Below are 12846 nucleotides of genomic sequence, written 5' to 3'. Positions count from 1 at the left end.
CCGCCAAATGGCGACCTTAAAGGTGGATTGATGCGTTATTTACTGCTGGTCTTCAACATAGATGCCGGCGGAAATAATGGCCCCGCCGATTCGTGGCTTTCCGTAAGGAAGCGCAACGGGATATCCCTGGGCGGCCGTGTTAGTCACGCTTCCAAACGCATAAGAAGCCTGGTTGTCAGCATCCTGCTTACTGGCGAGTCCTCTGGCTTGAGGTGAGAGCATCTGAATAACGCCACCGATAGCCATAGACGCTGCTGTGGCGTAACCAGCAGCGACTGCGGCCGCTGACCACCCTAATGGGTTCCACCACATGACAACCGCGATAATTGCTGCTGCAATGATTTGGAAAACTCCAGCTTGCTTACTGCCGATAATCATCGGAGCAATACGAATATCACGATCACTATTGTCCGTATTCAACCCGTCAATAGTAAGGTTGCTCTTACCACTGAATACCGCGTAAGCGAGACCCCTGCGCCTACTGTTATTGATGAACGGCTCAAAGCCGGGGAGTATCACAGATAGTGCTTTAAGCGCTTCTTTTGGCGTGGATACGGCGAGACGGTGTACCCGGCCAAAGGTTGCCCCAAGTACACCATAAAGGCGTACTGTTCTCATTTTTTCCTGCATATTCCACCCATAAAAAAAGCCGCTCAAAGCGGCTGTTATCATTAAAATGCTGTTGGGCTTAATCTAAATATTACGCCCGAGTCATATCCGACCCTGAAGGTGTGCTTTTCCCCATGTCGGACTGTAATCGACAACTCACTTGTCGATCCGCCACACATACCTTTAGGTTGTGCCCCGATAATGTGATCCCCAACTGGGGGGTAAAATTCAAACTTTTCTCCAGGATCGAGATAGGCAATCTCTTTTCCATCCATGTACACAATGCTATAGCAAGCGTTGCCGACATGACCAGAATCACGCTTAACAATCACAGTTCCTCTATCGGGACCGTCGTTCAATAAAGCTTTATTGAAAACCCGCTCAGACGGAACATCTACTGCCTTGTTTGTTGGGATTGGTGTGGTTGTGCAACCAGCGATGCTGATTAGCGCCACCAGCAAAAATGCGGATTTTTTCATCATTCGTTCCCTCAGAAGTAAGTTGCAGAATGATAGCAGCGACCGGGATCAAGGTAACGCAAGAAGATAAGAATCACACCTGAGTAGGCATGCCCCTGAAAGAAAAAAACCCGCCGGGTGGCGGGTTACTAGCTACAAACCTCAGTGGGTTTAAGCGTGATTCTCGCAACCTGGCAAGCTGCGGTCGATGATCAGGTTGCCTTCGGCACGGATACCGATTTTACCGAAAATAAAGGCATGGTTTAGCTGGGTAATTACCACATTACTCAGGCCAACAGCGCACTTATCCTTCTCGATGGCACGGTCAATGGCAGTTTTCATGTTAGGAATGCCTGTAGGGAACAGGATCACAGGGTATGAATCTTCTGCTGTTACACGCGGGCCGGTAACGAACTTATTGCCATTGATGTTGTAATTTTTGGTGCTGCCAACTGTCAGATCGGCTATGCGAATTGAACATCCAGAGAGAACCAGAGCACCCAGAACAACAGCTAAAACCTTTTTCATTAATACATTTCCATTTGATTGCAATCAGAAACATCTTATCACGGAAGCTTTACAAAAGAATTCCTAAATATAAGCGCCACTTCTATTTCATTGACTTAGCAAGCCTAGGCGTATTCTTCGCCAGGTAGTCATCAACAAAAATCCCCATATCGGACTATCTTCACCGTCCTGTCCCGCCAGTACCCCCCGTATGGCACTCGTTGGCTCATCATGCCGTACATGTGGTGTAGCAGCATATTGTCAGCCAGCAGTACGCCAGCATGGTTGGCTACCGGAGCCTGAACTTGCATAATGACCACGTCACCGGGTTGCGGATCCCCACTGAACTCCCGAAAACCACACGCATACCAGTTGTCCAGATAGCGATTCTCTATTCCGCCCTCCCACCATGGGTAATCCACCCGGAAGTCAGTCAGTTCGATACCGTGTTCCTGCTTGAAGTAGCTCATAACCAGCCCCCAGCAGTCGGTATGCCCCAGCACAAATGAGCGCTCAAGGAGCGGCAATTCGCCACGGGGCTGTATGGTACGCAGATCCCCCTCTGGCCAGCTGACGATATGCCAGGGCAGTTTAGTGGCATCACACTGGGCTTTATCCAATTCGCTGGGATGGGTGGTGCCATCCGGATGGCTGTGAATGATCGCAGTAATGGTTCCCCAGTCCTCCGCCGCGGCGTAATCCTCCGAGCAGAGGTGGAAATCATCTTCTGGCTTTTCCGACAGGTTACGGCAGGGAAAATACCGCTCTACCCGGCTTTTCTGCGCAATGACGCCGCAGCACTCCGACGGATAGCACTGACGCGCATGCTCAAATATTGCCTGCTGAGTTTTTTCACGCATGATCAGCTCTTAATCAGGGAGGTGCCAGGGAAGCCACCAAAAGGCAGCGGATTGTTAGCGCCAAAACGGGGTTTACACCCACTGTTCAGAGTGCCATTGCAAACATCTTGCGAGGGGTCATCTACCGGATTGCCGTGCTTATCGAAATATTTGGTACCGGCATAGTCGCAGCCATCGCCGCTGCGGTACTTCCCTCGTATGCACCAGGTGCAAAGTGAGTGCAACTGGCGTGTGGGGATCATCAGCCCCTGCAGGTCCATCGGGCTGCTCAATGTGAATTCAATACTTACACCAGGCACTTCCTTGCTTTTGCTGTCGATATAGAATACTTGGATCTTTTCCTGTGTCGGGTCGGCGGTAACATTGCCCCCCGCGAAATTCCGCACGTCGAGGTACTGCGCAAACGTGTCATGAACGTACACTTTGGCCTGCAGCATATCGTCGTAAGCTAAGCAAAGAGCCGTAATAGAACCGTTGATGTTTGCCACAGATAGCTTTGGCTGTGCGCTTGTGCCGCTGGTAGCAGCCTCAATTCCTGTAATCTCACATGGCCACGCAGTATATTCGTTTCCCTGCCACCAGATAGACTTTGGTGGCAGTTTGGTTTTATCTCCACCGGCCGCTGCAATTTCCTCAGGAGTATGAGGAATGTTATGCGCATGGAAGCGCAATATATCAGCGCCAAACTCGCTACCATCCACCTCGAGAAGCCTGACCCAGTTTCCCGGTTCCAGTTTCTGTATATCACTGTTGATAGCCATATGGCTCCTATGATGCGTATGCCTGTTCGAATGTCCCTATGACGGTCATAGCATTACCGCCGATCGGCATTGCGCCGATGGACTCCTTCGCTACGCGGTAAAGGCCTGCAACACCGTAAGGTGGCGTCCAGATGAAGGATTTAACTACATGATTGCGCATGAAGGTATGGATTGGCAGCATGTCCTGCTCACGACCTGTAAAGGTGAGAGGCCAGCTTTGTGACTCAGGGTTTAGTCCGTCCCCTGACACCTGTTTGTACCCATCCCCAAACCCTGCTTCACGCACACGTTGTGTGTAAGCCCCTTGGGGCTGGTTCTGGATCTGGGTTCGCCAGGTAAATGTTTCGATCGCCATTTTCCCTCCAGGAAGAAATGCCCGGCGGACCGGGCGTTAACGGGTCTGCTGGGCCTGCCAGATGATGCCACCTTGCCGTGTTTCCCTCTGAATCCCCTCTCTCACAGAGCGATCAACTGTCTGTTGATAGGCTTTGGAAAGTGCAGCGTTCTGGCTGGCTGATTGCTGTTGGTTGTCTCCAGTGTTTACGGTGACTGAGGCTTGTACGTTTACACCTGCAGCGCCACTGGACGATGTGCCATACATCATCCCTGCACCATCGACCACGCCGCCATCTGCATAGCCGCGCATCATCCCGTAAAGGTTTGATACGCCGATCCGCTGTGTCGCCTCTTTGGTGAAAACGAATTCACCTTTGTGTACAACACCGGCAGGCTCATACTTCCCGCCAGAACCGGTATAACCACCTTCGTCATATGCGGCATAACTGGTAGACATGCCCATAGCACCAGTTGAACCAGCCGAGGCTGCCGTTGATGTAGCTGATGCGCCAGCGCTAATCCAGCCGAGAGCCTGCTGAACTGCGTAGGCAATGAGAAGACGGTTGATAACCTCAACGATCATCTTCAGCATGGAAACGCCAAAATCTTTGATGCTGGCCTTTCCAGTGGTGACCATCGATGTGAGGGCATCGGCCAGGCCATTTAACCCGGCCTGTGCAACCTGGCTCACAGATGAATAAACGTTGGTTGCAGAGTCCTGATATTCAGCCCATCCCTTTTTAGCACCGGACAGCCAGTCGCTACGAAGCGCGTCTTCAGCAGCGTAATAGTCCTCTGCCGCTTTTAGCTCAGTTCGATAACCATCATCAGACAGGCTTCCACCAGCGTTCTGCCAGCCGCTACGAAGCTGAGAACGAGCTGCTTCACGGCTTGCCATTCGGTCGCTCATTGTTGAGCTGGTCTGCAACGCCTGCTGTTTCTCAGCCATTTGCGTCGCATACTTCTGCGCAGTGTCCATGCGCTTGTTAAGCTGCTCCTGGGCGGTGATCTGGTCGCCAAGTAACGCTTTCTGGCGCGCCAACTGCAGCACCTGGTCTTTACTGGCGAGCAGGGATTGCTCCTGCTTTGACAGTTGGCGAGTCCGTGCCGCTTCCTCCAGCACAGTGAACTGTGATTCGGTTTTCCAAAGATCTTTGCGCTGCTGACTGATGACATCATTGATGCTGCTGTGCTGCTGGAGAACTTTATATTGAGCCTGCAGTGCCAGAAGCTCGCTTTGCCCGCTATCCTCAGCCCTATTCCCCGCTGGAGTGGTATAGGTTTTGCCTTTGGCAGTCTTCGGATCCTTATACTGATTGGCAATGTTCGCCAGGCGCTTCTGATAATCAGCATCCGACATACCAAGGTTGCTTTTAGGATCAGCCGCTGCCGCTTTATTCATTCGGATGCGCTGCTGATTCAGCTCAGTGATAGCCTTTTCACGCTTCTCAGCGTTGGTAAGCCCCTGATTAAGACCCTGCTGCAGAGATATGGCATCAGTCAGATTCTGGTTATGCTGCGCCCGCGCATCGCTGGCGGCTTTTTCCTTCGCTACCTGAATATCGCCCTGAAGAGTAAAAGCGTTGATCTGAGCGTTAAGCACACCAAGTTCTTTGCGCCACTCATCAAGGCGGCCGTTTTTCTGGTTATATCCGGTCGCCTCTGAGTTGGTGATTTGCGCCTGCACACTGTTGCGACGGTTCATCAGTGTGGTCAGCGCTTCGTTCTGTGTTGGAGCGCGGCCAATGCCCTCAATCGCGTCCCACATGCCTTTGGCCATGTCGGTTAGACCGCGCATGATGCGTGAGACAGTACCCAGTGATTCCTTCATGTTGGTAGCTGCAGTTTCCATACCGTCAGCGGCAACGCGGTTAGCCTCCGCCAGCGCTTCGGTATAGCGCCCCTCTTCCTGCAGCGCAGCGATATGCTGGTACTGCACCGCAGTGAGGAAATGATATTTCTCGTTCAGCGCCAGGATGCCTTTTGACGGGTCATTCGCCAGCGCCGCGATATCTTTGGCCACTTCGTCGAGCGCAACGCCGGACTCCTTCGAAAATTTCGACACCGATACGGTCAGCATCTCGAAATTAGCACCGGCCGGCACACCAGCTTTTACTAAACTGTTCAGAGAATCAGAGGCGCTTGAGTAGGACACGCCAGCTGCGTTAGCCGCTGATACTGTGTTCTGCAGGGATGTGGCCGTCAGCCCTGAATAGCTGTTGGTCAGCGCCAGAGACTTTCGCAGCTCTTCAGAACGCTCTGCCGCACTGAAGAAGTTGTAGGCCACCAGCGCACCAGCCGTAACCAGCCCGCCGAGCGCCAGGCGGACGGGAGTGATCAGACTGGCCAGCGCCTTGAGTGAATTACCTACTCCACCGAATGAGTCCTTGATCTGGCCGCCCTGCTGAATGGCGATCATCCAGATAGGCATACCGCCAGCGATGGAAGTCGCGATATCAGTGAACTGCGCCGGGAGCATACGCATTGCCTGGCGATACTGACCTGCACTAACAGCACCCGTTTTCCACGCATTTTCCTGATCCCGCAGTCGGGCAATCATCGGCGCGGCCTGCGATGAAACACCCAGTTGTGCGGCTTTAAGCTCCAGTAACTCAGAGCGTGTTTTGTCGATCGCTGTGACCTGGCTTTGCAGGGACTCAATGAAGGTCTGCTGCGCCGCGGCGGCACGCCTTGATTCAGCTGCTACTGCACGTTCAGCAGATTCCTGTTCTGCCAGTGCCTGTTTCAACCCTCTGGATGCGATGGTAGCAGCACGCTTCTGATCCGCCTCGCGTGCAACGGCCTGCTCCTGCTCACGTAGCCGGGCGATGATAGGGGCGGCTTGCTGGCTAATACCCATTTGCGCGGCACGGTATTCAGCGATGTCAGCTTTAGAAGATTTAAACGCGGCCGCCTGATCATTGAGACTTTGCAGAAACGACTTTTGTGAAACAGCAGCACGTTCTGCGTTTTGCGCCTGCTCCTGACGGGCGCGACCCTCTGCCGTTTCTGACTCCATCACCTGAGCAAGTTTGGTGCGAGTGGTATCCAGAATAGCGTTAAAGCGGGCGTAGGTTTCCGTGTCAAGATTGCCGCGATGCTTCGACAAGCTGGTCTGCAGGTCGTCCAAGTCATTCAGCGCACGGTTTACCGGGCTGATGCGGTTGAGCAGGTTTTGCAGCTCCTGCTGCTGCTGGGCGGTTGCCAGAGTTGCACCTTTGGTGCTGCTCTGGCTCTGCTTCTGTGCGTTGGTAAAGTCACGCACACGCTGATGAATCTCGTTGATCTCCCGCGCAGCGTCCGCCGTCAGTTTCCCTGCGCTTCTATTGCTGGTTCCTAAATCGTCAGCCCCCTTTGCGGCGGCACCAGCAGCATCCTTAAAATCATCCAGAGCCTTATTGCCGCGTTCCAGTTCGGAGGTGTTAACGCGGAGCGAAATTGTTGCAATATCGGACATTACGCCCCCTTACTGTGGATCAGGTCCAGCGCAGCACGTTCCATAATCCGGACGTCATTGAGCGCGGCAGCCTCGTCGTCTATGCCTTCCATTTTCATCAACCAGGGCAGAACGTTGTAATCCAACCCGGTAATCCCGCCCACACCAGTGCGCCATTGCGTTGCCATGGCACGGAAAACGCCAAATGCGGCCCAGCAATCAGGCCAGACCTCAACGGTCTGCTCTTCTTCGGTATAGTCATCAGCGCTCAGGCCGAATGCTGCGAGGTCTTCTGTGGAGGGGGCAGGCGTATAAAACGCCGAGGCAACCGCTATCAGTTTTTTTGGCGATTCGTCATCAGCTCGTCGTAATAAGCTTTGGTGACGGCTTCGAGCGCGCGCGGGTAGTTATCAAGCAGCGTTTCGAGATTGTCGCGGTTGAACTCATCGGGCAACGCCCATGCTTCTGTGATTTCGATCAGAAAATCAACGGTGGTTTTTCCTTCCATCGTTTCGAGTGAAGTAAGCTCTTTCAGCGGCTTGTGCTTGAAGGTGAATGTGATAACTCCATTTTCATCACCAGCGCGCGGAATCGATACGTCGACCTTGAAAGTCGGCTTTGGTTGAAGCTGAAATTTAGTTGCCATAATTCTCTCTGAGAAAGCCCCCATCCGGGGGCGTGGTTAAGCTACCGTCACGGTGCAATTTGCTGTTTTGGTGCCGTCTTCAGTAGTCGCGGTGATAGTTGCATTGCCATCAGCAACACCTTCCACTACCCCACCGCTGGTTACGGTAGCGATAGTCGGAACAGATGATGACCAGATGACGGCTTTGTTAGTGGCGTTGGTGGGAAGTACAGTAGCGGCCAGCGTGGACGTTTCACCGACTGCCAGAGCAATCGTCGATTTATCCAGGCTGACGCCAGTTACCGCTACTGTGCTCACTTTTCCTTGTAGAACGTCATATCGCGGGACTTCCGGGAGAATGCAGCAGTGGTTGTTTCCACCGCGTTTACCGCTGATGTCGGTTCGCCGTCGAATGATGGCGTGCCAGACCAGTAGCGCATCTCTTTCGCCTTGGGTACGTACATGCGCATGGGCATAGTGTCCCCATATCGATCGGCTTTTTTCAGCACTGGATAAATCGGCAGCGCTGAATCATGCGCGAGGGTATAAGTCAGCGTTTTGGCCGCTTTATATGACGCCAGGTTTCGCTGGTTATCATCCGCCAGGAACTGGATCTGCACATACTGCTGATCGCCGCCTGATGGCGCCACCTCCGTAATTTGAGGGATTTCCGTCCAGCCAGTAACCTTCTGAATTGAACCGATACCTGCACCGGCTGCAAAGAAGTTCACATCTGACGTATCGATAATGCCGACCGTGATGCTGGTAGCCGTCTGCGCAGAAACGCGAGCAACCAAATCGTCAATTAATGACCAACCCGATTTAATCAGCACGACATCATCAACCGCCAGCCCATGGCCGGTGGCAACGGTGAATACAGCGCCAAGAGCATTCGATACGGCCGTTACTGGAATAGCATCATCCAGCTCTGAACCAACGAACACCGTGGCGCCATTAGGTAATGCGAAGCCCATAATGGTTTCTCCGTTATTTGGACATAAAAAAACCAACGAATGTCGGTAGGGGGATTACTGCGCCACGTCAGCGCGGTAGTTCATGCTTATGGGGATGGTGTAAGTGGTATCAGTGGAGATCCCGGCATACTGCGCCGGTTCAGAACTGATATAGCAGGCGAATCCTTCTCCGTTCATTTCGGTACCGTTAGCGAAGATCTCCTCAATTTGGGAGGCAACAGATTTTCCTGCTGTTCGGCCCTGCGCTGCCGGGATCACCACATTCACCTGGTACACGCCGATAAAGACTTTGCTGCGCTGGCTGAGGTCGATTGCGTAAGGCGTGGCTGGCATATCGTGAGAAGTCAGATAAATACCACCAGGAGGGTCAAAAGAGATATTGTCATATGCCACCTGCAATCCCTGCCCCTCTGCCCACTCACCCAGCCGGGCCTCCAGAACTGTCGTAATATCAGGCCGACTCACTGTTGCACCTCCCGTACCGCTTCATCAAAGAACCGCTGAAACTCAGCAGCGGTGATCCGCACCATGCCGCCGGGTGCCTGCTTTGAGTGACCGAATTCAAGCGGATAGGCATACGGCACGTTGTTGCAAAAATAGACCGCTGTCATGCCAACCTTAAAGCGCTCGATCACCATATTTCCTGCGGCAATGGTTTCGTTACCGGACTTATCAATACGCCCGGTTTCCCCCTCCGACTTCTGATCGAATGACACCTGCCAGTTGCCACGGAAGCGGCCGCCCGTATAACCTGGCGGCGCAGTGATACCCATGCTGTCCTTCACTTTACGGCCGGGCCTGAGCCGCCCAGCTTTCGTCAGGTTCTCCGGGTTATGCCGCAGCAGACTGTTGTGCTCTGCTACAGCCTCGTTATATGAAACCGCAGTCTGGTTCACAGCCCATGTCTCAGGATTCCCAACGGGTGACATCTGAACCAGTCGGGCCAGTATCTTGATCGATACTGCACGCACGACATCTGCCTGGTTAGCTTTTGCCTTGTTAACGAAAGCATCAATGGAGGAAAGGAAGGATTGATTTTGTGACATGTCACGCCCTCAATTGTGCCTGATAACACAGCACCAGCGATGCTGGTTTTACCGGGTGAGGTTTGACAATACGGTGCAGTTTGCTGTCCACCTCAATCAGATCACCCACCAGCAACTCAGCTTCAGCAGTGAACGCGATCCGCACATCACCGGCCAGAATATTGGTACCGTCGATTTCCTTTGGGTCGTAATCGGTTCTCACGCCTGTGGCAGTAAAGTCCAGGTCGGGATCGTGCACCTCTTTACCAGCCACAACCCTGATGCCCCCCTTTCGCTTAACGTCATACTTCATGCCGTTTTCGGTCAACAGGCGGGTCGCTGTGGCGCGCATACGGGAATAATTGATTGGCATATCAACCCCTGACAACACTGATCTGGCTACTGCCCATTACCATGCCGCGCAGCAAACCACCGAGCCAGGCGAATGACGGCGCCGCTGTTCGGCTGCCCTGCGCATAAGTCACGCTTACCGCTCCGGTTACCGTTTCCTGCAACACCTCCCCGCCGCCAGCAGTAGATGGCTGCAAATCGGTTTCCTGTGCTTCGATTGCCAGCCTGCATTGCGCCTGGATCAGCTGTTTCGGTATGGTGTTACCTGGCAGCGTGGCACCATCGACCACCACGCAAGTGCGCGGCCATGCCTGAGGCTGATCGGGATATGCGCGGGTGCCTTTCCATTTCAGCCCTGAAAGGTAATCCATCGCTTGCATCAGCACCTGCTCACACTCAACATCTTCCACCGGAACGTCATAGCCCCGCCGCTCAGCCAGGTCACGCAGATCCATAACGCTGGCGTAGCTTTCGAAATCAGGTGAAGAGGGATCGGTAATCAGCATTACGCCTCCTCGCTGGTATCCTTCACCCAGCCTTCATCAATCCAAAGATGGACATCATTGGGATGAACGTCCGCTTCAACCGGGCCGCCGGGATGCGCTGGGGAGGAACGCACCATCATTACTGTTTCGGTAGCAGCAAGCTGCTGTTCCAGTTGCTGAGATAGTGCAGCCAACTTGCCATCCAGATCAGCATCATTATCGCCGCCATCAGTCAGCGCTGGCTGCTGGCTTACTGATGCTCCGTCACTGGATGCCCCTGCGATTTCAGGAGCATTTGCACCAATAGCGGTCTGCGTGTTGGTTTGGTCACTGTTCTGCTGTTCCGCAAGCTTTTGCGCTTCGCGTTCAGCCTTCTGTTCTCTGGTCAATCCAGCCATATGGCCTCCTGATTAAAAAAGGGGCCGAAGCCCCTGTGATTAGCCCAGCAGCAGCACTGCGTGCGCTGGCTTGATGGATGCAACGCCCCAGGCCAGGCCTACTTCATAACGCACCTGTCGATACTGGCGGTACAGAGCAATCTGGAAGGTAATGCCGGAAACCGGATCGGTAACGTTCATCACGTCATCGGCATCGTCACCGCCCTCAGGCATTGCTGGGGTACGCGCTGCAAGCAGGAACGCACCTCGATCAAACGCCATATTCGCGGTGAACGAGCCGCTGATGGTGATTTCTGCATTATCGGCCAGAGACTGACGCAGACCCGGTGCTGCGAGAGTGATGGTGGAGGCAGTGGCAGCTGCCACTACATACTTATTGTCGTCACCAGCGAAGGTGACAACGCTGCCCTGTGCGATGCCGCCAGTGCCGGTATCGATAGCAACGATGATATCGCCAGCCTGTTTCGCACCGTTTACCAGGTAACCAGCACCGGCTCCAGCAGCAACACGCTTCACACCTGCTGATTCATGGATGTTGAACCCTTCAAGACGTCCAATAACGCCTTCACGCAACAAAGAGTCCGTACCGGCTTCATTAGCCTTGAATAGTACTGACTGCTTACCGCGCAGGTTGGTGATAGCAGAAGAACCCAACACCATCTGCATATCAGTGGTTGGAGCACCATTATCTGAGAGAACCTGCCGTGCCTGCGCAGCGTCTGTGAAATCTTCTTTGATACCGAAAGGCGTGGTACCGGCAGTACCAACCGCGCGTGAAGTGCCGTAGTAAAGCGAACCCAGATCGGCATCAACTTCATTAGCCAGCGCGCGGAATGCCTGTTTGAACTGATCGGCGAGGATGGTGTTGTAAGTACCTGACGGACCAATAGCCAACTGTTCTTCACCGTTCCATTTGACAGGTGCCATTTTGGATTTAGTGATTTTGACATCAACTGTGCCAATGTCCTGATCACCGTTGTTTGGTGCGGTTGGGCCAGGCTCGATATCGACGGTGGTTGCCACTGGCGCGACAGACGCGGTAACCGTCTGCCCTTTAGCTGCAGCATCGGCTTTAGCATTACGTGCAACGGCGGGAATAAAGCCCACCTGCTCGCGGGACACAACGTCCAGAGCGGTATAGATAGTCGGGATCAACCCAGTGAGGGTATTAGACATTTGGTAATTTCCTTTGCGAATTGAGGGGTGATTTTTGAGCTATCCAGCTCTGGCACCGCGTCTCTTCCGAGCTACGGCAAAAGGGGTTAGTCAATGATGGTGGTGCCTTCTTTGAGCGCGTTCTGCTTGCCTGCCAGATCCAGCGAATCGAACGCAGAGCGCTTAAGTGTTTTCTGTCCAGCCTGATGCTGGGACTGCTGAGAACCACCGCCTGAGTTGCCGGAGGCTTTCAGGATGTGGTCTTTCTGCGGATACTGCTCGACCAGGAATTCCAGCGCCTCGTCGAATTCGGCCAGCTCCCCCGGTTTGGCGCGGGAATACACTTTATTGCCGGTGCCGTCGTAGGCCACGACCTTGCCATCTTCGATTTTGAAGGAGTTGCCAAAGCGTGATTGAACGAAGTCAGCGGGGATCGCCATCTTCTCCTGGATGAACTTGGAGCCACCGAAACGGCCACCAATCATTTCGCCGTACAACTGCTGCTCGAGCTTCTGGTTTTTGCCATTCGCTTCGTCCAGCTGGGTCTGGAATGATTTGGTGATTTCGGCTTTAACCTGGTCAACGGCGCCAGCGTCGATCAGCTTCTTCTGGTCGATTTTGGTCATCATTTCCAGCGCCTCGAGTGCTTTGGTTGGGTCGCTAATGTTGGCGAACTTAGCCAGGCTGGCCTCAGCAGCTTCTTTGCCTTCACGGTGAGTCTTTGCCTCACCATTAAGCGCGCTAATCTTGCTGACGGCCTGTGCGGCGTCGAAGGCGATTTCTTTGCCGTCGTCATGGACATATACCGGCATGCCGTTTTCAACTACCACATGACCGTTAGCATCAAGTTTCAATTTCATGGTGTT

General features: G+C 53.5%; 18 protein-coding genes. All 18 read right to left on the bottom strand.

Translation table 11 applies throughout. From position 1 onward, the window contains the following. Nucleotides 1-39: 39 nt before the first annotated feature. A complete protein-coding gene (locus FVB43_RS10260) occupies nucleotides 40-672 on the bottom strand; it encodes a tail assembly protein (protein ID WP_242462133.1) in 633 nt (210 codons plus the stop codon). Continuing rightward, on the bottom strand, nucleotides 672-1091 hold the full coding sequence (locus FVB43_RS10255) for a hypothetical protein (protein WP_167863921.1): 420 nt from the start codon (nucleotides 1089-1091) through the stop codon (nucleotides 672-674). The genes FVB43_RS10260 and FVB43_RS10255 overlap by 1 nt, the downstream gene beginning before the upstream one ends. 147 nt (nucleotides 1092-1238) lie before the next feature. Further along, a complete protein-coding gene (locus tag FVB43_RS10250; protein ID WP_159338023.1) occupies nucleotides 1239-1595 on the bottom strand; it encodes a hypothetical protein in 357 nt (118 codons plus the stop codon). 131 nt (nucleotides 1596-1726) lie between these two features. Continuing rightward, entirely contained in the window at nucleotides 1727-2434 is a 708-nt protein-coding gene (locus FVB43_RS10245; protein WP_159338022.1) for a C40 family peptidase, read from the bottom strand. 2 nt (nucleotides 2435-2436) lie between these two features. Then, on the bottom strand, nucleotides 2437-3195 hold the full coding sequence (locus tag FVB43_RS10240; RefSeq protein WP_159338021.1) for a phage minor tail protein L: 759 nt from the start codon (nucleotides 3193-3195) through the stop codon (nucleotides 2437-2439). 7 nt (nucleotides 3196-3202) lie between these two features. After that, nucleotides 3203-3550 carry a phage tail protein gene (locus FVB43_RS10235; RefSeq protein WP_159338020.1) on the bottom strand — a complete coding sequence of 116 codons (348 nt, stop codon included), beginning with the start codon at nucleotides 3548-3550 and terminating at the stop codon, nucleotides 3203-3205. Nucleotides 3551-3586: 36 nt separating this feature from the next. Further along, nucleotides 3587-6988 (bottom strand): phage tail tape measure protein, encoded by a 3402-nt coding sequence (locus tag FVB43_RS10230; protein WP_167863920.1) that lies wholly within the window; start codon nucleotides 6986-6988, stop codon nucleotides 3587-3589. Then, nucleotides 6988-7239: a DUF1799 domain-containing protein gene (locus tag FVB43_RS10225; protein WP_238337101.1), complete on the bottom strand. Its 252-nt coding sequence runs from the start codon at nucleotides 7237-7239 to the stop codon at nucleotides 6988-6990. The genes FVB43_RS10230 and FVB43_RS10225 overlap by 1 nt, the downstream gene beginning before the upstream one ends. 62 nt (nucleotides 7240-7301) lie before the next feature. Beyond that, nucleotides 7302-7613: a phage tail assembly chaperone gene (locus FVB43_RS10220; protein WP_167863919.1), complete on the bottom strand. Its 312-nt coding sequence runs from the start codon at nucleotides 7611-7613 to the stop codon at nucleotides 7302-7304. A 36-nt stretch (nucleotides 7614-7649) separates the two neighbouring features. Continuing rightward, on the bottom strand, nucleotides 7650-7910 hold the full coding sequence (locus FVB43_RS10215; RefSeq protein ID WP_197931275.1) for an Ig-like domain-containing protein: 261 nt from the start codon (nucleotides 7908-7910) through the stop codon (nucleotides 7650-7652). Further along, a complete protein-coding gene (locus FVB43_RS10210) occupies nucleotides 7907-8566 on the bottom strand; it encodes a phage tail protein (RefSeq protein WP_167863918.1) in 660 nt (219 codons plus the stop codon). The genes FVB43_RS10215 and FVB43_RS10210 overlap by 4 nt, the downstream gene beginning before the upstream one ends. 54 nt (nucleotides 8567-8620) lie before the next feature. After that, nucleotides 8621-9031, bottom strand: a complete 411-nt coding sequence (locus FVB43_RS10205; protein WP_167863917.1) for a phage tail terminator-like protein — start codon at nucleotides 9029-9031, stop codon at nucleotides 8621-8623. Next, nucleotides 9028-9612, bottom strand: a complete 585-nt coding sequence (locus FVB43_RS10200; RefSeq protein ID WP_167863916.1) for a hypothetical protein — start codon at nucleotides 9610-9612, stop codon at nucleotides 9028-9030. Before FVB43_RS10200 ends, FVB43_RS10205 begins: the two co-directional genes overlap by 4 nt. Before the next feature lies 1 nt (nucleotide 9613). Next, complete coding sequence (locus tag FVB43_RS10195; RefSeq protein ID WP_159338015.1) at nucleotides 9614-9964, bottom strand: hypothetical protein; 351 nt, start codon at nucleotides 9962-9964, stop codon at nucleotides 9614-9616. 1 nt (nucleotide 9965) lies between these two features. Continuing rightward, nucleotides 9966-10448 (bottom strand): DnaT-like ssDNA-binding protein, encoded by a 483-nt coding sequence (locus FVB43_RS10190; RefSeq protein ID WP_167863915.1) that lies wholly within the window; start codon nucleotides 10446-10448, stop codon nucleotides 9966-9968. Then, nucleotides 10448-10825, bottom strand: coding sequence for a hypothetical protein (locus FVB43_RS10185; protein ID WP_159338013.1), 378 nt, complete (start codon nucleotides 10823-10825; stop codon nucleotides 10448-10450). Before FVB43_RS10185 ends, FVB43_RS10190 begins: the two co-directional genes overlap by 1 nt. 39 nt (nucleotides 10826-10864) lie before the next feature. Beyond that, nucleotides 10865-12001 (bottom strand): major capsid protein, encoded by a 1137-nt coding sequence (locus tag FVB43_RS10180; protein WP_167863914.1) that lies wholly within the window; start codon nucleotides 11999-12001, stop codon nucleotides 10865-10867. Nucleotides 12002-12087: 86 nt separating this feature from the next. Further along, nucleotides 12088-12840: a DUF6651 domain-containing protein gene (locus FVB43_RS10175; protein WP_167863913.1), complete on the bottom strand. Its 753-nt coding sequence runs from the start codon at nucleotides 12838-12840 to the stop codon at nucleotides 12088-12090. Nucleotides 12841-12846 lie beyond the last annotated feature (6 nt).

The sequence above is a fragment of the Erwinia rhapontici genome (assembly GCF_012271765.1).
Classification (GTDB): Bacteria; Pseudomonadota; Gammaproteobacteria; order Enterobacterales; family Enterobacteriaceae; genus Erwinia; species Erwinia rhapontici.
Note: the sequence above shows the minus strand (reverse complement) of the source record. Positions and strands in the feature narration are given on the sequence as shown.